A 21,851-nucleotide genomic window follows, 5' to 3' on the forward strand; every position below is an offset into this window, starting at 1 on the left:
GCGGGATTTGACAGATGGCCCGCAAGGACGCATCACCCGAAACCTTAATTTCACTGCCAGCAGGGGGATCCATGTCGGTTCACGCGTTCGTCTTTCCGGGACAGGGGAGCCAGTCCGTCGGGATGGGTCAGGCCCTGAATGAGGCTTTTGCATCCTCCCGCGCCGTTTTTCAGGAAGTGGACGAGGCGCTCGGCGATCATCTGTCACGCCTGATGTTCTCTGGCGATGCGGATGAACTGACGCGGACCGAAAACGCCCAGCCGGCGCTCTTTGCGGTCTCGCTGGCCGCCGTGCGCGCGCTGGAAAGCGAAGGTGGCTTTAAGCTGGCGGACAAGGCGGCTCTGGTGGCCGGTCATTCGCTGGGTGAGTATTCCGCCCTTGCTGCGGCTGGCACGCTTGGTATCGCTGAAGGTGCGCGTCTGCTGCGTCTGCGCGGTCAGGCCATGCAGCGCGCGGTACCGGCGGGTGAGGGTGGTATGGCCGCTCTTCTGGGTGTTGACGCGGCCCAGGCCCGTTCGATCTGCGATGAGGCGTCACAGGGCGAGACGCTTGAGATCGCCAACGACAATGGTGGCGGCCAGATCGTGGTCTCCGGTGTCATGAGCGCCATTGACCGTGCCATCGTCGTCGCCAAGGAGCATGGTATCAAGCGCGCCGTGAAGCTTCCGGTCTCTGCGCCGTTCCATTCGTCGTTGATGGCTCCGGCTGCCCGCGAAATGGAAGAGGCACTGGCGACCGCGACCCTCAACGCGCCGTCCGTTCCCGTTATCGCCAATGTCACGGCAGCCAAGGTCACTGATCCTGCTGTCATCCGCGATCTTCTGGTGAAGCAGGTCACGGGGACGGTGCGCTGGCGCGAGAGCGTGCAGACAATGGTGGCCATGGGTGTCACGAACATGCACGAGCTTGGCGCAGGCAAGGTCCTGTGCGGTCTGGCCCGTCGCATTGCTCCGGAACTGGCGACCAGCAATGCCGGGACGCCCGCTGAAATCGAAGCCCTGCTCAAGACCCTGTAAGGACAACCGATCATGTTCTCTCTTTCCGGCAAGACTGCTCTCGTTACGGGCGCCTCCGGCGGCATTGGCGCTGCGATCGCCCGTCAGCTTCATGCGCAGGGTGCGACGGTCGTGCTCAGTGGCACACGTGAAGCCGCACTTCAGGAACTGGCTGACAGCCTGGGCGAGCGCGCCCATATCGCCGTCGCCAACCTGTCTGACCCGGCCGAGGCTGATGGCCTCGTTGCCAAGGCCGAGGCCGTTGCGGGGGCGCCGCTGGACATTCTGGTCAACAATGCCGGTCTGACGCGTGATACGCTCGCCATCCGCATGAAGGACAGCGACTGGTCGCAGGTCATGACCGTGGATCTGGAAAGCCCGTTCCGTCTGGCCCGCGCTGCTCTCAAGGGCATGCTGCGTCGCCGTGCGGGGCGGATCATTTCCATTGCGTCCGTGGTGGGCACGACGGGCAATGCCGGTCAGGCCAACTATGCCGCCGCCAAGGCCGGCATCGTGGGCATGAGCAAGTCGCTCGCGCAGGAAGCCGGTCCGCGCGGCGTTACGGTCAATGTCGTGGCGCCCGGCTTCATCGAAACGCCGATGACGGATGTGCTGCCGGAAACCGTGCGTGAGAAGCTGGTTGGCTCCATTCCGCTCGGCCGGATGGGGAATACTGGTGACGTGGCGTCCGCAGTGGTATATCTGGCTTCCGATGAGGCGGCATGGGTCACGGGAACGACCCTGCACGTCAATGGTGGCATGGCGATGGTGTGAATGCTTGGCCTTTTTGGTTAAAGCGTGCTAATCGCGCGCTGCTTTGCCCGGCCTGCTGAAGGCTGATGTCCGGTTCTTCCGGCGGCAACGTCTCTCCTGCAAAGGGGACGGCTCTGCTCTGGAGGGACCTGCGGGCCTCCGGACTGGCAGGCGGCAGTACGAGTTTTGATGTAACGCACCGGACGGGCAGAGATCCCGGATGGGCATAAGGAACGAACAGATGAGCGATATTGCTGACAAGGTAAAGAAGATCGTTGTCGAGCACCTCGGTGTGGACGAAAGCAAGGTAACGCCGGACGCGTCGTTCATCGACGATCTGGGCGCTGACAGCCTCGACACGGTCGAGCTGGTCATGGCTTTCGAAGAAGCATTCTCCGTCGAGATCCCGGAAGATGCAGCCGAGAAGATCGCAACCGTCAAGGATGCCATCGACTACATCGAGAAGCAGAAGGCAGCCTGAGGCTGACCGGGGCCGGTTTTCCGGCTCCGGATTCCCGTCTTGCCAGACAAGGCGGAAGAACAGTCGGGCTTTTCATGAAGCCCGACTGCAAGACCCGGACATAACGTGAGACAAGAGGCATCGATGAGCGGGACTGCAACTAACGGGCGGCGTGTCGTCGTAACCGGTATCGGTGTTGTCAGCCCACTGGCTGTGGGCGCGGAACTGACATGGAAGCGGCTGATCGAAGGACAGTCCGGCATTGGCCGGATCACGCATTTCGATCCCTCCGAACTTCCTGCCCAGGTCGCCGGACAGGTTCCGGATGGCCCGACGGCGGAAGGCGGTCTCACGTTGTCCGACTGGGTGCCGGTCAAGGACCAGAAGAAGATGGATCGCTTCATCCATCTGGGCCTTGCCGCAGCCATTCAGGCTGTCGAGGATTCAGGCTGGAAGCCTGAGGACGAGGACGGTCGCTGCGCCACAGGCGTGATGATCGGCTCGGGTATCGGCGGTCTCCAGACGATTTATGACGGCTCCCTGACGGTTTCGAGCGGCAAAGCCCGCCGTCTGTCGCCGTTCTTCATTCCTTCGGCCCTGATCAATCTGATTTCCGGTCACCTTTCGATCCGCTACGGATTCAAAGGACCGAACCATGCTGTCGTGACGGCCTGTGCGACCGGCGTTCATGCCATCGGTGATGCCTCGCGCCTCATCCAGTATGGCGATGCCGACGTGATGGTGGCTGGTGGTGCGGAAGCCGCGATCTGCTCGCTCGGTATTGCCGGGTTCTGCTCGGCGCGTGCACTGTCCACCGGCTCCAACGATGATCCGACCAAGGCTTCGCGCCCATGGGACAAGGATCGCGACGGCTTCATCATGGGTGAGGGTGCCGGTGTGGTGGTGCTTGAGGAGCTTGAGCACGCCAAGCGTCGCGGTGCGAAGATCTATGGTGAGATCGGCGGCTACGGCATGTCCGGCGACGCGCATCACATCACAGCTCCGGCGGAAGGTCATGAAGGTGCGTTCCGTGCTATGAAGGCCGCGCTGCGCAACAGCGGCGGTCTGACCACAGCCGACATCGACTATGTCAACGCTCACGGCACCTCCACCATGGCGGACGACCTTGAGCTTGATGCGGTCGAGCGCTTCTTCGGTGATGACGCCAAGCGTCTGGCCATGTCCTCCACAAAGTCGGCCATCGGTCATCTTCTGGGTGCGGCCGGTGCGGTTGAGGCGATCTTCTGCCTTCAGGCGATCCGTGACGGAATCGTGCCGCCAACGCTGAACCTGGATAATCCGGCGCGTGAAAGCGTAATCGACCGCGTGGCGCATGTCGCCCAGCAGCGCAAGATCGACGTCGCCCTGTCCAACAGCTTCGGCTTTGGCGGAACAAATGCGAGCATCATCCTCAAGCGCTTCAAGGACTGAGGAAGGGTTCGTTCTGAATGTCTGAAGGCCAGTCTGACAGCGAAGAACCGCGGAAGCTCGTTCTTCCGCCTAAGGTTGGCCGGAAGCTAGCGCTCTTCGGGGCGCCGTTGCTTCTCGTTGCGGGACTGGTAGCAGGATACGGCCATTATACCGATCCCGGACCGCTTCAGGACGAGAAGACTTTTGTTATTCCACACGGCAATAATGCTCGTGTGACAAAGGCGCTCCAGGACGACGGGATCCTTTCCCCGACCTGGGCGTCCGGTACGTTTTTCCGGATTGCGACCTTCCTAACGCATCGTGACGGGCAGATCCATGCGGCGGAACTGCGTTTTCCCTCCCGGGTCTCGGTTGCGCATGTCCTTGAGATCCTGCGCCATGGGAAACCCGTGTCCCATCAGGTCATGGTGCCCGAAGGGCTGACGGCTCTCAGGATTACGGCCATTCTGAACAAGGCTCCGGCGCTCACCGGTGATCTGCCGACGCTTGCGGAAGGCAGCGTGTTCCCCCAGACGGTTTCTTATGTCTGGGGCACGCCGCGTCAGGTCTTGTCTGAAAAACTGCAGAAAATGATGGCGGCGAAGCTTGCAGCAGCCTGGGACGGCCGGAATGTCGAGGCGCTGGACGGATTGATCCAGTCTCCGCAGGAGCTTCTGGTGCTGGCTTCCCTGATTGAGCGGGAAACGGCCGTGCCGTCCGAGCGACCGGTGGTGGCGCGGGTGTTCCTGAATCGCCTGAAACTGGGGATGCGGCTTCAGACGGATCCGAGTGTAATCTACGGGCTCAGTAATGGTCTCGGTACGCTGGATGCGCCATTGACCCACGACGACCTTCAGACGCCGGGGCCGTACAACACCTATCTTCAGGCGGGACTGCCGCCCGGCCCCATCTGTTCGCCGGGACAGACGTCTCTGGATGCGGCGGCACATCCGGCCGAAGGAAAGATGCTGTATTTCGTGGCGACGGGAAATGGCGGTCACAGCTTTGCCGAGACCTTGGCCGATCAGGATAAAAACATCCGCGCCTATCATGCGCGCCTGTCAGCGACGCCCCAGAACCAGAACTGAAAACCCCGCCCTCCTAAGAGGACAGGGTACCTGTGTTTCAGTGTTTCAGGGGAGCAAGGCTCTGGCTCTGTACGCCGGCGGCCTGTGACGAATACGGGCGCGAAGAATCATATGTTGTCGGGTACGGGTTGTTGCCGACTGCGTCCTGTGTTGCTGTGGTGCGTGCTGCGCTGGCCGCCTGTGAGACGGTAGAGGTCGCTGTTGCGGCCGTTGGAACCTGTGCCACGGACATCAGAACACGACGCAGCGGATCTGCGGCCGGATTGTTGACGCGCATCGTTACGATAATGTCCTCGGGGCCGACCGTCTGGTTATAATAGGCCCGGTTGGCACCGCTATCGACCGTCAGCTTCGAGCCACCCAGCGCTGCACCGGCATAGAGACCCTGGTTTTTCTGTGCGGCGTAGATGTCCGTATTGTGCGCGCCAGCTGTGCTGTCTTCCAGACCGGTTCCGATGCTGGCAAAGGATGCGGATGCGGAGGCATCAAACTTGAACTGGCTGTCGAGGATAGCCTGGATGCCACGCTGGGACATGATGAACAGCATGGTCTCCGCGCTCTGGACGCCGACCTGTAAGCCCAGCGAAGCCGTGCTCAGACGGTAAAAGGCCGGGTCCGACCATGATCCGCGGGCATCACGGCTGAGCAGGACGCAGCGACCGCCGGAGCCGCCAATCCCAAACGACATGTTCAGCACGGACGGGCAAACCATGACGGCTTTTGCCTGTGCTAGCAGCTTCTGGGAGCGGGACTGCGTCGTTGTTCCCGTGAAAAGATCCTGAACCGCCAACGTAGCGCGATCGACGATGATCTGCTGCTGGCTGGCCGTGGTCTGGGGTGCATCGGAACAGGCGGACAGGGCGGCGCAGCCCGAAGCGACGAGCACTGTCGTACGCAGGAGACCGGACAGGGTCATGGAGGATACCTTCTGCAGTCATCGTAGGAATGTTTCCCGCACTATGCGCCAAATGCGGCCAAATCACGAGTGCGGGGGGAGGGAAAGTCAGATTTCCACGTCAACGGCTGCTGACAGCGCTTTCGCGATGCCGGGGGCGGCTGCGAGAATGGTGGCACCACCTGTTAGACCGCCGGTCTGGAGGAAAGGTGAGACCGCAGCCCCTGCTTCCGAAAGGATGATCAGAGCCGCCGCCACATCCCAGAGCTGGATGACGATTTCCAGATAGCCGTCGGAACGTCCACAGGCCACGTCGGCCAAGGCCAGTGCGCCGGAACCGCCCGAGCGGGGCATCGCGCCAAGAGCCATGATGGCGGCGATTTTTTCGTTGAAGGTTTCGGCGGCAACACGTGCTGACCAGCCCATTTCGATCATGGCTTCCTGCGTATTGGTAATGGGAGAGGCTTTGATCGGCTTGCCGTTCAGGAACGCGCCCTTGCCCTTCTGGGCTGTGAAAACTTCGCCGAGGGCCGGAGCGTCGATTATGCCGGCAACGGGTTCGTCTCCGTCCAGCAGGCCGAGCGAGACGCACCAGCGGTCCCGTCCACGGGCATAATTGGACGTCCCGTCGATCGGATCTACTACCCAGCGGAAGCCGCCCTGACGTGTCGCACCATTTTCCTCACCCTGAAAGCCGTCCTCGGGGAAAAGCTCCTGGATGCGGCGGCTGACGAAAGCTTCAACGGCACCATCTGTCTCGGTCAGGTAGTCCTGCCGTCCCTTGAGGGTTCCGGTCGGGCCGCCGGGAGCGGGGCGCAGGGAGAGGGCAAGCTGGGCCGCATCGCGCACAACGGAACGGGCGGCTTCGAGGCGGACGGCAATCGGATCGAAAGTCATGGAAACAGTCCTAGTCTGTGCGCCGTGCAGCGCGAAGGGATGCCGTGATGGCGGGGTCTTCAAGGGTCATGAGACGACTGGCAGCCGTGGTTGCAAAAAGATGCAGGAGCGTGCGCCGTCGGGCAGGGGCGAGTTTGTGGAGCGCGGGCTCCCGGAGGATCGTGCATTCCGCCAAAATACTGTCGCGAAAGGCCGATGGGACGGCGCTGACGCTGACGACGATCAGGCCCACATCCGGCGGAATCAGATCCAGTGGGAACCCGTCATCCACCGCGAAAAACAGACGATCGGACCAGCCGCGGTATTCCGGCCATTTCTGATCGGTCTGGAAATCGCGCAGGCCGGATTTGATCTCGATGCAGGTCAGGGAGTGATCCGGCAGAAGCGCCATGATGTCCGCCCGCCGTCCCGCAGCGGGCAGGGCGAATTCATTGATGGCTGCCCAGTTCATGGTCCGGCACAGTCCAAGGACGGCGCGCCGGATGGCCAGTTGCGTTTCCGGAAGGCCGCAGGGGCTCTGCACGGAATTCTTATCGGGACTCTGGCAGGGAATGTCGGAAAGATCCGTACTCATGGTTTCATCCTGCCCCGATCTGCGCTCTATGTCTGCCCCGGGATCGACCCTGACCGGCCGTTTTGCGGTCACGCTTTTTGTGGGAGAGGGCTTCATGCCATTTTTGCGGACGGATCACTGGCGCTGCGCCATTGTTCACGCGCCTCTGACGGAGGTGATCGAAGCCGCCAGCCTGAACGGCTTTCCCATCACGACGCTGCCCGATATCGGGGATCATCGTTTTCTGGCTGATCCGTTCGGGTTCTGGCGGGACGGGAAACTGCATGTCTTTGCCGAAGCCTTCGATTGTCGCAGTCCGAAAGGGACGATCGAGGTTCTGATTTATGACGGAACAGGCCAGATGGTCCGCCGTGAGACCGTCCTGGAAGAGCCCTGGCACCTGTCCTATCCGTTCGTGTTCGAGCATGACGGCGAAGTTTACATGCTGCCCGAGGCGAACGGTTCGGGGCGACTCTCGCTGTATCGTGCGAAGTCATTCCCGCTGGACTGGGAACGGGTCGAGGCCTTCGACTTCCCCGAAGCCGCGATCGACGCTACGCCATTCCAGTATGCCAATCGCTGGTGGATGTTCTGGACGCCTGCGGGCGATAAGGACGAACGGCAGAGCCTGCTGAACATTTCCGTGGCGGACACCCTGATGGGACCGTGGAAAAATCTCGGGCTTTTCCTGAACGACCGCGCGGGAGCCCGTCCCGGTGGCACGCCGACCATCGTGGAGGGAAAGATTTTCCTGCCGACGCAGGACTGTAGGGGAACCTATGGCCGCGGGATCCGGCTGCTCGAAATCGAGGGGCTGGAGCGGGGTTTGCCGAAGATTACGCCAGGACTGTCGATTTCCATCCCGGCGTCTTTGCGCAAGCGTTATCCGGACGGGATGCACACCCTGTCTGCGGCAGGGCAGGTGACGCTGATCGACGTCAAGAAAATCGGCTTCGGCCCGAAGCGGGACCTGCTTAATCTGAAGCGCCGAATTTTTGGCGCCTGAATGGTGCGTATTCCAGGCGCTCAGAAGCCCGGGATACGATCCAGCACCGCGTTGCCATGCCTGACGAACGCTTCGGGGCCGAAGCGTTCCAGTACGCGGGCGCGGGAGCGTGCCCCCATCGCCGCGAGCTCCGCGGGTCTGCCGATCAGGTCCGCCAGAGCAGCGGCAAGGGCGGGGGCATTGTCGAACGGCACGATGCGTCCCGTCTCGCCATCGAGAATGCTCGACGCCAGTTCGCCCGCAGGGGTGGAAACGACCGGCAGGCCGCAGGACATGGCTTCATGCCCCGCGACACACATGCCCTCCCAATGCGACGACTGGACGTAAAGATGCAGTGTCTTCAGGAAATCAAAGGGCTTTGATTCATAGCCCAGTAGGTCGATCGGCAGATTTCCGGCCGTAATACGGGCCTGAAGCGCTGCATGTTCGGGACCATCCCCTGCAATCTGAAGGCGGAATGGCGGCAGGTCCGGATGGTCTTTCAGAAGGGCTACGGCCTCGCATAGCATGTCATACGCCTTGACCGGGTTCAGACGTCCCAGTGATCCGACGCGCACGACTTCGCCTTCTTTCCATGGTGTGGCGACAGGAGCATCCGGATCAGCCCGGAAAATGGGCCAGGCGACGAAATTGTCGCTGATGGCGAGTTCTTTGCCCGCAAAGGTAATGACGGACTGGGAGTCGGCAACCCAAAGCGTGGTGTAAGGGCGACACAGGCGTAGCAGGAAGGCATTGACCTTCTTCAAACGTCCGCAGTGCTGCCAGTGAACCGTCGGAGTCTTGTGACGCAGCGCGACCAACTGCCCCAGAAGCGTGGCGCGGCTGAGGGACGTCCAGATCAGGTCCGGCTGAAACGCCTCCATCTCGTCCCGCAGCCAGCGATAGGCCGCGATGTGATCCCGTGTGGTGCCTTCCCGAACGCGCACGGGGATGCCGGCGGCTTCGATCAACGGAATGGCGAGCCCATCCTTGCGGGCCAGTGCAAAGATCGTCACATCGCCGCCGCGTGCCTTCAGAACAGACACGATATCCGGAATGGGAAGCTGTGCGCCGCCGCATTCAAGGGAATTGATGATATAGGCGATTTTCATGGGGTCGTTTGCGCCAGGATTTGTTCGGCCAGTTTCAGGTCGGAAGGTTTGTCCACGTCCACTGCCGCGCGCCCGTCCGACAAGGGCACCAGACGTACGCTGGAACCAGTCAGCTTAAGGATGCGGCGACAGAGTGCTGTCGAGTCCAATGTGTGGGTCACGGCGCGCAGAAGGGTTCCGAGGCCCAGCGTCATGGCCATCCGGAGCGGGCGCTTGCGGTTCTGCTGAAGCCGCTTCCACAGTTCGATGACGTTCCGCCCTTTTGGGGTGCCGATCAGAAACAGGTTGCAGCCTGAGAAGCTCATATCCGACAGGCGGATATAGGTCCGTTTCGTGCCGGGCACATCGCGTTCTACCGTGGCGCGCAGTGCGATACCGGCGGCCAGATCGCAGCCCTGGGCCTTGGCAAGGAATTCCTGAATCCATTCCGGACGTAGAAGCGCGTGATCGGCCGTCGTCACCAGACAGGGCGTTCCAATCCGGGCAATGGCTTCGGCGACGCTTTCGCTGGGAGAGGGGGCGGAGCGCAGGATCATGGCATTACCTGCCAGATCCTTGATGCAGTCCGGATTTTCGATGCTGATCGTCACAGGCCCAAGGCCGGGCGTGTGGGCAATCGTGTCGAGGACGCGGGCCAGCATCGGCTGACCAGCGACGGGAAGAAGCGCCTTGTGGGAAACCTGCCCCAGCTTCGCAAGCACATCATTCTCGCCGTCGCGGGAGCCGGCGAGAACCAGAACAGGGAGGCTCATGCCGCGCGGTTATGCCCGGAAGCCGTGCGGGCCCCGGCCGGGCGCGCGCCATCGGGACGGTCCTTCGGGGGCGATCCCGTCAGGTCCATCACCCACGGATAGCGATGCGCTTCCTCGATATCATAGCCGAGATTGAAGACATGCTTGCTGCGGGGCCGGTCGCGGGCTTCGCGGTAGAAACTGCTGAACAGGCGGTCCGGCACATAGTTCGTGATGCCAAAATTGCCGTCTTCGTCATGGAAATGGTGCAGCACATGCAACTGCTTGATGTTCGCGACCCATTTCCAGCGCGGCTTGTAGGCCAGATGCTGGATGCAGTGGAAGAACTCGTAGATGCAGGTCATGACCAGCGCCGTGGACAGCGCACAGAACGCACCGCTCCAGCCGGCGATCAGTCCGCCGATCGGCATGGTGATGATAGCCATCGTCGGCACCGTGTTCAGCGGGGAGCCGAATAGCACGTCCAGCAGATGCGGGTCCTGATGGTGGTCGAAATGGATGCGCTTCCAGAGCGATGCCGTCCAGTGGTTGCGATAGAGCCAGCGTCCATGAAGGATGAAGCGGTGGATTGCATACCAGGCCAGCGGGTAAACGACGATGACCACAGGCACCGGGATGAGTGTCATCCAGAGCGCGGTCGAGAAATGCAGCGCCGCCCATGCGGAGCCCGCGATCAGCGCAAAATAGAGCAGGATCGTCGGATAGGTCAGATAGGCGAACCAGAGTTGGGAGAGGTTCATCTTTCCCAGATCGAAGCTGCGGCCTGTCCGGATGGCGGACATGTTGCGCCATGGTGCCTTGAAGTTGCTCATCGTTCCTCCATCCGCAGAAGCCAGGTCAGCCCCAGAAGGGCACCCAGCAGCGGGCCTACACTGACAGCCAGGGGCGCCGGAAGCGTCCCGGCATTTCCAAGTGCGGAAATCATTCCCTGCAGGATGACAAAGCCCATTCCAGCCGCCAGAACATAGACGGGAAGTGGATTTCGAAGTCCTGCACGGGGTGGGATATAGATCACCGGCAGCGTCAATAGAAGCATTACTGCAATCTGAACGGGCAGAATCATGCCCGTGAACAGCGCCATACGGTATGTGGCCCTAGGCAGACTTGCCGGTGCACCTTTGTGAAGAATGGCGCTGATCTGCCCCGGGGTCACGAATGCCCCGTTCTGCGACAGCGTCATGATGATCGACGGTGTGGCAGGAATAACAAAAGTGTTGTCACCCTTTGTCACATTAACGAACGACTTGTCGTCGGAAAGGGAAAGATCCTGCGCGCCATCAGGATGCCACTGGCCGTTCTGATACGTCAGGATATTCGTATGCTCGGTTCCGGTCAGTAGGCCCGTGGCGTCACGATGATAGATCGTCACGTCCCGCAGGAAATAGCCGCCCTGGGCGATCTGCCCGATCCTGACCAGCGTGGGGCCTGCGCGGAACCACAGGATGTCGTCTTCGGGCTGCCCTTCTTTTCCGGCCAGCGGATCGGTCCGGTTCCACCAGGTGGTGAGGGCATTTTCGCAGGGTGGGACCAGCCAGTACTGGGCACAGGAACCTCCGATGCCCGCAATCAGGACGGCGGGTATGAGAAGGCGATACAGTGCCGGCGTTGACAGTCCGGCTGCCCGCAGCGCCGAGATTTCACTCGACAGCGTCATCTGGGTGAGGAGGAACAGTGCCCCGACCATGAAGGCGAGTGGCAGGATGTCGATGCTCAGGGCCGGCAAATGCAGGAACGCGAATGTCAGGATACCTCGGACGCCGAGATGCCGGTTCAGGATCGGAGTCGTCTTTTCAAGAAGTGCCAGGATCTCCAGCAGGGAGACGAGGACGGCGCCACAGAGCATGAACCGTCCCAGAAGGGCACGGTTGAGCGCCTTGATCAGCACAAACCGGGGCATACGCTGCGTGGACTCGGTCATGCGGAGGCCCGTGTCAGCGTGCGGCGGCGCCAGGAGCCGCGGGAGCGACGGAGCAGGGCGGCCAGACAGCCGATGCAGAAGATGAGTTCCGGCACCCAGATCGCCAGCCAGATCGGAAGGCGCCCGGTTGAGGCAAGGCTGTGACCGAACATCAGGGTCTGGTCGAAGCCGATCAGAATGACGGCAACCGCTATCAGGCCCCAGACCGATTTTTTCCGCCGGGAGCCAATGGCCAGAGCAACAGCAAGGGGCGGAATGAAGGGAATGGCCAGTGCGCGGGCCATGCGGAAATCCATCTCTGCTCTGAGTGTGCGGTACTCAATGCCCGGCAGGCCATAGCGCAGGTCATGGGCCAGTTCGAATAGCGTCAGTTCACGTTCATCGGCCCCGCGGGAGCGGAAAGTCGTTTCCCTGGTCGGGCGGTCAATGACGCGGACGACATGTTCGAAATGGGTCACGGTCGGCTTGTGAGGTTTGATCGCCTGGAACGGATCATCCACGATTTCCCCGTTCCACAAGTCAAGACGGGTGCTGCGGGTCTTTTCGGAAATGGTCAGTGCGCCGGTACGGGCCGTGATGATATGGGCGACACCATTCGCATTGACTTCACGGATGAACACACGTCTGAGCCGGGTACCGGCGTGGCTGACGCTGTCAGCGGTCATGACGGCCTTGCTGGAGGTGGATGCGAACATCCCGGCCTGAAGATGCGGCGCCCAGCCTGTATGCTCGGCAAAATAGAAGCCTGCACGATAGTCATAGCGCGCGACCGGCTGGATATAGCCGTAAAGGAAGACGCTGGCTGCGCTGAGGAGCAGCCCAACGATCATGAACGGTCGGCTGATCCGCATCAGGGAGACGCGACCGGCCTGAAGGGCGTCAATCTCGTTATTGTCGCTCATGCCGCGGATGGTCAGGAAAACCGAAATGCAGAGTGCGGCAGGCAGCGCGATTCCGAAATAATGGGGCAGCAGATCCGTCAGAAGCGCGATGCAGGTTCCAAGCGAACTGCCTGCCGAAGCCAGATAGTCAAAGAGGGACAGAAGGCGTTCCAGCAGCAGGGCGACCAGCATGGCCAGAAGCGCGATCGCGAAGGGGGGCACCATCTGTGTCAGCAGATACCGGTCCAGAATATGGGCCCGCTGTTTCACGCCTCTGTCCTTCCTGTCCGCTTCCACGACGCCCGTTCGCTGACGGAACCATCGAGCCGGTGACGTGCCAGATCGATCGTCCAGCCCTTTTCATATGGGTGGATGGACAGATGATTCCAGCAGGCCTGCCGGTGCGGGCGTTCATCGGTCAGGGATGCGGACGCCACGCCGAGCAGTGGAATATCCGTTCCGGCAATATGAGTCAGGGTCGCATCATGGGAGTGGCCATGCAGGACGATCTCCGCTCCTGCCCGCCGGAACACCCCGGCGACTTCCCGGTGATCGAGCAGGGACTTACGCCAGGGGACGAGGCCGCGTTTGGGTGGATGATGGATCATCACGACCCGGCACAATCCTTCCTTCCCAAGACGCTCCATCAGGACTTCAAGCCGCTCACGCTGGCGACGTCCGACACGCCCGCAGGCCATGAAGGGTGCGGTTGGAATACCGGAATTGACGCCAACGAGCGCAACGCCGTTCTGGATGCGGACGTAAGGATACTGCCGGGCAGACCAGCGCTCCCACTGGTGCAGACCGGCCGATGCCGGCTGTCTGACCATGCAGTCATGATTGCCGGGAATAACAAGGGCAGGCGCGGGCAGGGCATCCAGCCAGCGGGCCGCCTCTGCAAATTCATCAGGCGTTCCGAAATTGGTCAGATCCCCGCTGACGAGGATGGTATCGACGTCTGAGCGCCTGATATCCTTGACCAGCGCCGCACAGGTCTGCGCGAGATGGACGTACTGGCGGTGCTTCTTCCATGACAGCAGACTCAGGGCGCGCTTGTTGAGCGCCTCGCGCCAGTGAACCGGCGGCGGGGGCAGATGCGGGTCCGAAATATGGGCCAATGTGACAGCGGGCGTGGGGACAGGGGACGTGTGCCGCGACGAGATGGGATCTGCGGGCAGGTCAGGGGTCATGATCAGAAAAGGGCCTTGTCAGTATCCACGCCAGGAATGAGTGTCCGGACGAGGATCCGGGCCGCCCTGTTCTGGCAGTTCCATCATAGCCGTGCTAGACCCGCCCGCATAGCCGAACGCCAGATGAAGATTGCCTCACCCAGTGCGCATTGCCTTGATCCATAATGCCCGTAGCCGGAAAAACCGCCGGAACGGTTCCAGTTTTGCTGTCGAGGCCCAGACCCTTCTGGGAAAGGATTTCGTTCCTTCCGATAGCCGTGAAGGTACAACAGAGCATGTCCGGCAGCTCTGCGAGCGCGGGATCGATACCATTCTCATCGATGGCGGAGACGGGACGGTCAGCACCGCTCTGACCGCCATCGCACGCGCCTATCCGGCTGACAGACTTCCAGATATCGTGATTCTTGCATCTGGCAATACGAACCTGATCGCGGGGGATGTCGGCTTCGGTCTGCGGGGCATGGAAGCGATCCAGCGTCTGCGGCAGGGCGGGCTGCGATCCAGCATGCGTACACCGATCCGCCTGTCCTGGCCGGGAACGGACCGCATGCCGGTGCTCGGCCTGTTCGGTGGCTGTGCCGGATATGCACGGGCCGTACGGATTGCGCATTCACCTACCGTTCTGCGCTTTGCGCCGCACGATCTGGCCGTTGGCATTACGCTACTGTCGACATTTATCAGCCTCATGTTCCGCAAAAGCCGCGAAGACTGGCTCAAGGGCGATCCGCTGCGGATCGAGACCGGTGGCCATGTCTATGACGGGCAGAGCTTCATGTTCCTGACGACCGGACTGTCACGTCTGTCGCGCGGGATCTGGCCATTCTGGGATGCCGAGCCCAATGTCGAGGGATTGCGATACCTCGACGTCAGCGCCTGGCCGGAGAGCCTGCTGCGGGCGACGGCTGCCCTTTTATGTGGGCGTGCACCCCGCTGGCTGCGCCGTCACCCTGATTATGTCAGTGGTCGTACGGATGACATGACCCTGGTCACGGAAAGTGATTTCGTACTCGATGGTGAGGTCTTCACGGCAGCTCCTGATGGAGTCCTGCGTCTGGAACGTGCTCCCGGCTTCCGGTTTCTCCATGCCTGATGCGCTCGAACAGCGCCTGATCGGTGAACTGACAACGCCGGTCGACTCCGGTGTCGTCGCCTTTGCTGAAGCGCTGGCCCGCGCCTGTCCCGTTCTGCCGCTGGGCATCCTGTTTTATGGGTCGATGCTGCGGAAAGCCGACCCGGACGGTATTCTCGACTTCTATATCGTCACTGAAAACGCCGAAGGCTTTTCCGGCGGAATGGTGGCGCGGACCGGCAACCTCGTTCTGCCACCCAATGTCCGCTATGCCGAATTCCGCCATGGTCACCGCACCCTGCGGGCCAAGATTGCGGTATTGTCGCGTGCACAGTTTGCCGCCCGAACCGGGCTCGGGGTCCTGGATACGACAATCTGGGCGCGATTCTGCCAGCCGGTGCGGCTGGTCTGGGTCCGTGATCCGGAAAGCGCGGATGCTGTCCTGTCACTGATCGCAGCCTGCGTCACAACAGCGTCATGCTGGGCAGCGCTGCTGGGTCAGCCCTCCATGACGGCTGACGATTTCTGGAAAATCCTTTTTGCTCACACCTATGCCTCTGAACTCCGCGTGGAGAAAAAGGGGCGGGGGAGCAGTATTTTGCAAGGGCAGGAAGCCCGTTACGCAGCCATGCTGCCTCTGGGCTGGGCGCGGGCACATCTGCAGTTTGCGGCACGTGGCGATATGCTGGAACCTGTTATCAGTGCAGCGCTCCGCAAAAAGGCAATCCACCGCTGGGCTCTGATCCAGAAATCGGGTCGCCCTCGCAATGTAGCCAGACTTATGAAAGCGGCCTTCACTTTTGAAAATGGCGCATCCTATCTGGCCTGGAAGATAAAGCGCCATACGGGCTTTGATATGCAGCTATCGCCCTTTGAAAGCAGGCATCCACTTGTGATGCTGCCCCGGCTTCTGTGGCGGGCACGCCATCTTCTGAAACGTCAGAAAAACTGAAAACAAAAAAGGGGATCCATGGGATCCCCTTTTTTGGTCTTACAGTCCGAAATGTCTGGCGACTTCGCCAAAGACCGCAACAGCGCGGTCAATTTCTTCAGGAGAATGTGCGGCCATAACCGAGCAGCGCAGAAGCGGACGGTTATCCGGCGTTGCTGGCGGCAGCGAGAGGTTTACGTAGACCCCGTTTTCCAGAAGGGCGTTCCAGAACCCGACAGCCTGATCAACGGTTTCCAGTGTGACGGCCACAACGGGGGAGACATGCTCGCCTGTCTTGAGGCCCACCTTCTGAAGTCCTGCATGCAGACGGGCCGCATTTTCCTGAAGCTTGATCCGCAGTTCAGGACGCTCCTGCATATCCTCGAGGGCTGCCATGGTGGCGGCAATGATCTCTGGGGGCAGGGAGGCCGTGAACATGTAAGGCCGCGAGCACAGACGCATCAGGTCCACGCCGTCATGATCCGTGACGCAGTAGCCGCCAACAGTTCCAAGCGACTTGGAGAACGTGCCGACTACGAAGTCGATCCCGTCCTCGCAACCCTGCATTTCCGCAACGCCGCGGCCATGGTCACCCAGAACGCCGAATGAATGCGCTTCGTCAGCCATCAGATACGCCCCGTAGCGCGTTTTGATGTCCACGAACTTGTCCAGCGGGGCAACATTGCCCGTCATGGAATAGATGCCCTCGGCTACGATCAGCTTCGCGCCCGGATGGTCCTTCAGGCGTGCCAGACGCTTTTCCAGATCAACCGGATCGTTGTGGCGGAAACGAATGACCTGCGCGCCGGACAGCTTGGCGCCGTCATAGATGCTCGCATGGCTGTCCGCATCAAGCAGCAGGACGTCGTCCTTGTTTACCAGAGCCGAGATCGTGCCCAGATTGGCCTGATAGCCAGTCGAGAACACCATGCAGTGCTTGCGGCGGAAGAACTCGGCGAGCTTCGCTTCCAGCTTGCGATGCAGACCGAAGGTACCGTTCGCAATGCGAGAGCCTGTCGTGCCAACGCCCATCGTCTCCGCCGTTTCCACGGCAGCGTCGATGGCCTTTTTCGACTGGCTGAGACCAAGATAGTTGTTGGTCCCGAACAGAAGCGTCTCGCGGCCTTCGATGATCCCCACACTGGCGGAGATCGGGCGTTCGATCACGACTTCAAACGGATTGCGCGGCGACGCGGCCGTCAGGCCTTCATAGGCTTCGCGCAGGCCTGCGTGCTTGGCAAAAATATCTGTCACGCGTGGGCAACCTTGAGCGTGTGCAGGCATGCGGCAAGATCATTGATGGTCCGGATGTCCGCAAGCTTGTCGAGCGGCACGGAAACGTCGAGTTCATCCTCGATTTCCATGACGAAGTTCATGACGGCCAGGCTGTCAAAGGCCAGGTCTTCGACAATCTTGCTGTTGCCGTCGATGTCCCGGGGAACCTTCGGGTTGGCAAGCAGTTTTTCAATGATCATTCCGGAAATGCCGGCGACGCTGTCAGTCATGGACTTCAACTCTCGGTGTCTGTGCAATCTTGGGCAAGCCTTATGCTCCAAACCGGCCCCGTTCGCCACCCCTCTGCCTGTTCTGGCAGTCGCGTGGCGCGGCCGGAAAGAGATCAGGCGACCGAAGGCGTGGTTTCAGGCTGCTGTTCGAACTGACCGGAGAGCAGCATGCTTTTGGCCTTCGCACGGGTCAGCTTGCCAGAGGAGGTCTGGGGGAGCGTGCGGGGCGGAACGAGAATGACGTCAACATCCACGCCGTGCTGGCGGCGGAACAGACTCGTGACCTCATCGCGGAGTTGATCACGGCTCGCATCTTCCGTTGCCCGGCACTGCACGAGAGCCACGATTTTCTCGCCTTCGTCGCTATCCACGGAGAAGACGGCAACGTCACGCGAGCGCAGGGACGGGATCTCGCTTTCGGCGGACCATTCCAGATCCTGCGGCCAGATGTTGCGGCCATTGATAATGATGAGATCCTTGGCACGGCCGGTGACAACAATCTGGCCGTTGAGGTGATAACCAAGATCACCCGTGTTCAGCCAGCCATCAGCGTCAAGAACGGCTTCGGTCTCGTCAGGGCGGCGGAAATAGCCGCACATGAGACTCGGTCCGCGGACATAAACGGTTCCGACCTGTCGGTCCGCCAGATCACGGCCCGTTGCATCGCGGACTTCGATCTGGTGATCGGGCAGAGCCTCACCGCACAGGACGAAGGTCCGCAGCGGATGGGACGGATCGTTGGACGGTTCGGCAATACCGTCCTTTTCAAGACGGCGCAGGTCGATCGTGTCAGTCTGGATGCCGGTATCGAGCGGGGCAAAGCTGATCGCAAGGGTGGCTTCTGCCATGCCATAACTGGCGACGAAAGCGCTGGCCCTGAAGCCGTTGGACGCGAAACGCTCGGCAAAGCCTTCAAGGATATGATGGCGGATCATGTCGCCGCCGATCCCGGCAATACGCCAGCACGACAGATCAAGATCGGCCTGACCGCTGCGGCGGGCGCAGAGTTCGTAGCCGAAGGACGGGCTGTAGGCGATCGTGCCGCGGTTGCGGGAGATCAGGTCCAGCCAGACATGCGGGCGACGGGCAAACTCGCGGGTGGGCAGCAGGTCCACGGAGAGCTGGCAGGTCAGTGGCGTCAGGAAGAAGCCGACAAGACCCATGTCATGATAGAGCGGCAGCCAGGAGACGCAGCGGTCATCACGCGGATCTTCTGCCGGGTGGACATGCAGGCCGTCACGGGCGATGGCGCGGGCATTGGCCATGCCGGCTGCCTGCGTGACCGAGACACCCATCGGAAAGCGCGTGCTTCCCGAGGAAAACTGAAGATAGGACAGGGCCGTCGGAGAAATTTCCGGCAGTTCGACACGGGCTTCGGCGTGACGGTACAGATCGGCCGGCGAGCCGCCGAACACCAGATCAAGTCCGTCAATGATCTCGCCGGTCCAGCTTCCGATCACGTCTGGAACCACGACAGCACGGGCCGCGGCACTCTGGATCATCCCGCGCAGGGTCGCCACATAGCCTTCACGTCCACCGAACGCGACGGGCAGGGGCAGGGGGGCCGGGACGAGGCCAGCGTACTGGCAGCCGAAGAAAATCCGGGCGAAATCGCCATCGCTTTCCGCAACGATCGCAACACGGTCACCAGGGACAAGGCCAAGACCCAGCAGGCGGCAGGCCATGGAACGGGCCTGCTCGCGCAGCAGACGGTAAGGCAGCGCTTCAAGAAGCTGTCCCCGTCCGGAATAGATGTTGAATCCGCTCTCACCCTGCGCCGCGTAATCGAGTGCGGCAGCAAAGCTGGGGAAATCACCGTAACGTCTTTCCAGGCCGGAACGGCTGGGCGTCGGGACGGGATTGGCGGTTGGGTTCTGGTTGGCCTCGGTCAAACCTGGACTAGCTCCGTTTGGATTACCTGACATCAGGCAGCCCTTTTCAGAAAATCGACGATTGCATCCGCCGCAGCGGGAGCAGTGGGCTCATCACCCAGTGTTTCGAATGTCTCTAATACATATTGGCGCTGCGCCTCAAGAAAACGAGGATGCGTTTCGAAGGCATTCTCGATCTTCGCGCCCAGATCCGACACGTTTTCCGTCACCGGCCCCAGTGTCCAGAACTGATAATCCGGATTTCCATGCCATTTGACATGGTGGGCGTTGAGGAAGAGACAAGGGCGCGGGCGGATCATGAATTCGGCCACCTGACTGCTGACATCCCCCAGATAGAGGTCTGCCCCCATCGTATAGGTCATGTCGATGCTGCGGTGGCTTCCCGGATCAATCAGCATGTGCGGCAGATGCCCATACTGGCGCTTCAGGGCTTCTCCCTCTTCGCGGTGATTGTCGAAGAGACGAAAATGCGGCGCGAAAACAAGGTTGTAGCGATCCTGCCTGGCAAAGAAATCCAGGATCTGGTGTCCCATTTCCGGCCAGGATGACAGGCGGCGCAGGAAATGCGGGTTATACAGGATCGTCGGCCGGTTGTTGTTGAATAGCTTCGGCCGTTTCGCATCCATGCGCCGCACGAGATCGAACTTGGCATAGGTGCCACGGTGATAGGCGCCCGGACGGATGATGCCCTTTTCCAGCATGCGCTGCTCGACCTTGCGGCCTGGAACCAGCAGGAAATCGAATTTCCCGAGATGTCGGGCAAAACCGATGGCCCGGTCACCGGCGCCATGACCGGTCCAGATCATTTTCGGGCGGCGCACACCCATGCGGCGAAGCTGCAGGGACGTTGCTTCCGGGACGATGATCGAATTGAAGTTCCGGAAATAGCGACGGGACGCAAAGAGCCCGATCAGGCGGTCCACGACCCGCAGACCATGCTGCTCGATGCGACGGCGCAGCTTCGCGGAAATCGGGAGCAGATCGAACTGCACCCGTGCTTCGGGATAGAGCGTCGCCAGCGAGCGGGCCAGTTCAAGATGGCTCACGGTCAGGCAGGAAACGTGTACCGCAACATCCGGATGGCGCGCGGAGACTTCCAGCGCGATCGGCAGCGCATGCAGGGTCTGGTGACGCTGGCCAATGAGAGGAAATGCGACTTTCATGCCGCCACTCCTTCTGGCGCACGGGTTGTCCGAAGCACAAGCACGAGCTGGATCGTGATCAGAAGCGTTACCCCGCACAACGTAGCCGGTCCAACTCCGCTCAACCCGTAATGGCGAACCATCATTACGAGTGCGGGAAGGAAAAACAGGCATTCGAGAATGCGGGCACCGATCGCAGCACCTGAGCGGTTGGTCGTGAACAGTAATGGTTCCAGCGGCAGGCCCCAGACTGTCACCACTTCGGCAGCCAGCAGCCACAGCGTGACCGGAAGAGCCTCGGTTGCGCCCTTGTGGCCGATATACAGCTGCAGGAGCGGTTGTCCGGCAAACACGGTCAGCAGAAGAAGCGCGGTGCCAATTCCGCCGGCCATCAGGGCGATCTGACCGGTGAGGCGATAAAGGCGGTTCATGGCCCTGTCGCGCCACAGGCGGGCCATTTCGGGATAGACAGTCGTCTGGATCAGGGTTGCAGGCTTTGCAATCCCTGCCGCGATCTGGCTGGCAATGCGATAATATCCGGCGCTGGTCGGACCGACGAACGCACCCACCACCAGCGTCCCGATATGGCCAAAAGCCAGTGCGAGCGTCGAATTGAGGTTCGTGTTTAATGCAAAGCGCCAGATCCCGGGATAAGTGCGGAAGAACTGTCCGTTCAGGATATCGGGAACAATGCCGCGCATTTCCTGAAACAGGCCGCGGATCAGGTCACGGCGATACATCTCGCGGGTCGCCATGAAGAAGAGCGTCCCCCAGGCAGCGATCTCTGCGGCGATCCATACGCTGGCCAGCGCGGCAACCGAAGCCCAGCCCAGAGCCATCGAGGCCGTGCCAACCACACGGACGATCGTGGCAACCGTCCCCTGCACGGCAAGGAGGTCGTAGCGGTCAAAAACCCGCAGCAGACCGGTCGCGGTTGCTGATGCCATGAACAGGATGGAGACGCAGTAGATCACGCCAATGACATGGATCTGCGGCGGCCATCCCAGAAAATTCATGGCCAGCAGGCTGATCAGAACACCGCCAGCAAACCCCAGCAGACCGCCGAAACTGTCCAGTAGAAGACTGAAGGATACGATTTTCTGAAAACTGCGACGATCGCCCTGCGTTAGGGGGCGCAGTCCAAAATGCAGGACCGTCTGCCATGACTGGAAATCGACGATATCGCCCATCGTCCGTGCGAAGGCGTACATCATCGCAACGAGTCCGAAGCTGTAACTTCCCAATAGATGGGTCGCCATCCAGATATGGACGAGACTCAGCGGCGCATTGACTGCACGTCCTCCGAGAAGGACGCCCAGATTGCTCATGACACGCTGAACTCCGCCTTTACGGGCGGTCTGGGGAGACGATGAATCGTCTGACATCAATTTATGGAAACTTTCGTGACAGTCTTGCCGTTAAC

At 61.0% G+C, this 21,851-nt stretch carries 22 protein-coding genes; 8 read left to right on the forward strand and 14 right to left on the reverse strand.

What is annotated here, in order from left to right; all coding sequences use genetic code 11:
• Positions 1 to 71 precede the first annotated feature (71 nt).
• From fabD to mltG, 5 genes are all read left to right on the forward strand, one after another.
• Positions 72 to 1,016, forward strand: a complete 945-nt coding sequence (gene fabD, locus GRO01_RS03620; protein WP_062509205.1) for an ACP S-malonyltransferase — start codon at positions 72 to 74, stop codon at positions 1,014 to 1,016.
• Positions 1,017 to 1,028: 12 nt separating this feature from the next.
• The gene (gene fabG, locus GRO01_RS03625) at positions 1,029 to 1,769 is read left to right on the forward strand and encodes a 3-oxoacyl-[acyl-carrier-protein] reductase (protein WP_041112235.1); all 741 of its coding nucleotides are present in this window, start codon (positions 1,029 to 1,031) and stop codon (positions 1,767 to 1,769) included.
• 220 nt (positions 1,770 to 1,989) lie between these two features.
• A complete protein-coding gene (locus GRO01_RS03635) occupies positions 1,990 to 2,229 on the forward strand; it encodes an acyl carrier protein (protein ID WP_011253554.1) in 240 nt (79 codons plus the stop codon).
• 123 nt (positions 2,230 to 2,352) lie between these two features.
• A complete protein-coding gene (gene fabF / locus GRO01_RS03640; RefSeq protein ID WP_062509203.1) occupies positions 2,353 to 3,639 on the forward strand; it encodes a beta-ketoacyl-ACP synthase II in 1,287 nt (428 codons plus the stop codon).
• A 17-nt stretch (positions 3,640 to 3,656) separates the two neighbouring features.
• Positions 3,657 to 4,706, forward strand: coding sequence for an endolytic transglycosylase MltG (mltG, locus tag GRO01_RS03645; protein WP_062509201.1), 1,050 nt, complete (start codon positions 3,657 to 3,659; stop codon positions 4,704 to 4,706).
• Positions 4,707 to 4,743: 37 nt separating this feature from the next.
• Here the strand turns inward: mltG and GRO01_RS03650 are convergent, their stop codons facing one another.
• From GRO01_RS03650 to GRO01_RS03660, 3 genes are all read right to left on the reverse strand, one after another.
• Entirely contained in the window at positions 4,744 to 5,622 is an 879-nt protein-coding gene (locus tag GRO01_RS03650; RefSeq protein ID WP_062509199.1) for a lipid-binding SYLF domain-containing protein, read from the reverse strand.
• 87 nt (positions 5,623 to 5,709) lie between these two features.
• On the reverse strand, positions 5,710 to 6,498 hold the full coding sequence (locus tag GRO01_RS03655; protein WP_062509197.1) for an inositol monophosphatase family protein: 789 nt from the start codon (positions 6,496 to 6,498) through the stop codon (positions 5,710 to 5,712).
• Positions 6,499 to 6,508: 10 nt separating this feature from the next.
• Positions 6,509 to 7,072: an MmcB family DNA repair protein gene (locus GRO01_RS03660; protein ID WP_083541360.1), complete on the reverse strand. Its 564-nt coding sequence runs from the start codon at positions 7,070 to 7,072 to the stop codon at positions 6,509 to 6,511.
• Between GRO01_RS03660 and GRO01_RS03665 the strand changes: the two genes are divergently transcribed.
• Positions 7,071 to 8,057 carry a glucosamine inositolphosphorylceramide transferase family protein gene (locus GRO01_RS03665; protein WP_231490271.1) on the forward strand — a complete coding sequence of 329 codons (987 nt, stop codon included), beginning with the start codon at positions 7,071 to 7,073 and terminating at the stop codon, positions 8,055 to 8,057. The two genes, GRO01_RS03660 and GRO01_RS03665, sit on opposite strands and share 2 nt — an antisense overlap.
• Before the next feature lie 20 nt (positions 8,058 to 8,077).
• Here GRO01_RS03665 and GRO01_RS03670 read toward each other — a convergent pair whose 3' ends face one another.
• Genes GRO01_RS03670 through GRO01_RS03695 form a run of 6 tightly spaced genes read right to left on the reverse strand, consistent with a single transcriptional unit; the run spans position 8,078 to position 13,889 of the window.
• Positions 8,078 to 9,148, reverse strand: a complete 1,071-nt coding sequence (locus GRO01_RS03670) for a glycosyltransferase (protein ID WP_062509195.1) — start codon at positions 9,146 to 9,148, stop codon at positions 8,078 to 8,080.
• A complete protein-coding gene (locus GRO01_RS03675) occupies positions 9,145 to 9,900 on the reverse strand; it encodes a nucleotidyltransferase family protein (protein WP_062509193.1) in 756 nt (251 codons plus the stop codon). Before GRO01_RS03675 ends, GRO01_RS03670 begins: the two co-directional genes overlap by 4 nt.
• Positions 9,897 to 10,712, reverse strand: a complete 816-nt coding sequence (locus GRO01_RS03680) for a sterol desaturase family protein (protein ID WP_062509191.1) — start codon at positions 10,710 to 10,712, stop codon at positions 9,897 to 9,899. The genes GRO01_RS03675 and GRO01_RS03680 overlap by 4 nt, the downstream gene beginning before the upstream one ends.
• Positions 10,709 to 11,818, reverse strand: a complete 1,110-nt coding sequence (locus tag GRO01_RS03685; RefSeq protein ID WP_174787396.1) for an LptF/LptG family permease — start codon at positions 11,816 to 11,818, stop codon at positions 10,709 to 10,711. Before GRO01_RS03685 ends, GRO01_RS03680 begins: the two co-directional genes overlap by 4 nt.
• A complete protein-coding gene (locus GRO01_RS03690; protein WP_062509184.1) occupies positions 11,815 to 12,969 on the reverse strand; it encodes an LptF/LptG family permease in 1,155 nt (384 codons plus the stop codon). The genes GRO01_RS03685 and GRO01_RS03690 overlap by 4 nt, the downstream gene beginning before the upstream one ends.
• On the reverse strand, positions 12,966 to 13,889 hold the full coding sequence (locus GRO01_RS03695) for a metallophosphoesterase family protein (protein ID WP_062509182.1): 924 nt from the start codon (positions 13,887 to 13,889) through the stop codon (positions 12,966 to 12,968). Before GRO01_RS03695 ends, GRO01_RS03690 begins: the two co-directional genes overlap by 4 nt.
• Positions 13,890 to 14,031: 142 nt before the next feature.
• On the opposite strand from GRO01_RS03695, the gene GRO01_RS03700 reads away from it, so the two are divergent.
• Both GRO01_RS03700 and GRO01_RS03705 read left to right on the forward strand, forming a co-directional pair.
• Positions 14,032 to 14,979 (forward strand): diacylglycerol/lipid kinase family protein, encoded by a 948-nt coding sequence (locus GRO01_RS03700; RefSeq protein WP_062509180.1) that lies wholly within the window; start codon positions 14,032 to 14,034, stop codon positions 14,977 to 14,979.
• Positions 14,972 to 15,910 (forward strand): hypothetical protein, encoded by a 939-nt coding sequence (locus GRO01_RS03705; RefSeq protein ID WP_062509178.1) that lies wholly within the window; start codon positions 14,972 to 14,974, stop codon positions 15,908 to 15,910. The genes GRO01_RS03700 and GRO01_RS03705 overlap by 8 nt, the downstream gene beginning before the upstream one ends.
• Positions 15,911 to 15,949: 39 nt before the next feature.
• On the opposite strand, the gene spt is transcribed toward GRO01_RS03705, so the two are convergent.
• From spt to GRO01_RS03730, 5 genes are all read right to left on the reverse strand, one after another.
• Positions 15,950 to 17,143 carry a serine palmitoyltransferase gene (spt, locus tag GRO01_RS03710; RefSeq protein ID WP_083541359.1) on the reverse strand — a complete coding sequence of 398 codons (1,194 nt, stop codon included), beginning with the start codon at positions 17,141 to 17,143 and terminating at the stop codon, positions 15,950 to 15,952.
• Positions 17,140 to 17,394, reverse strand: coding sequence for an acyl carrier protein (locus GRO01_RS03715; RefSeq protein WP_062509391.1), 255 nt, complete (start codon positions 17,392 to 17,394; stop codon positions 17,140 to 17,142). The genes spt and GRO01_RS03715 overlap by 4 nt, the downstream gene beginning before the upstream one ends.
• Before the next feature lie 113 nt (positions 17,395 to 17,507).
• On the reverse strand, positions 17,508 to 19,319 hold the full coding sequence (locus tag GRO01_RS03720; protein ID WP_174787397.1) for a fatty acyl-AMP ligase: 1,812 nt from the start codon (positions 19,317 to 19,319) through the stop codon (positions 17,508 to 17,510).
• On the reverse strand, positions 19,319 to 20,449 hold the full coding sequence (locus tag GRO01_RS03725; RefSeq protein ID WP_062509173.1) for a hypothetical protein: 1,131 nt from the start codon (positions 20,447 to 20,449) through the stop codon (positions 19,319 to 19,321). Before GRO01_RS03725 ends, GRO01_RS03720 begins: the two co-directional genes overlap by 1 nt.
• Positions 20,446 to 21,756, reverse strand: a complete 1,311-nt coding sequence (locus tag GRO01_RS03730) for a lipopolysaccharide biosynthesis protein (RefSeq protein ID WP_231490269.1) — start codon at positions 21,754 to 21,756, stop codon at positions 20,446 to 20,448. Before GRO01_RS03730 ends, GRO01_RS03725 begins: the two co-directional genes overlap by 4 nt.
• Between the last annotated feature and the right edge of the window lie 95 nt (positions 21,757 to 21,851).

Origin of the sequence: Gluconobacter roseus NBRC 3990, assembly GCF_006538885.1 — a bacterium.
GTDB classification, from domain to species: Bacteria; Pseudomonadota; Alphaproteobacteria; order Acetobacterales; family Acetobacteraceae; genus Gluconobacter; species Gluconobacter roseus.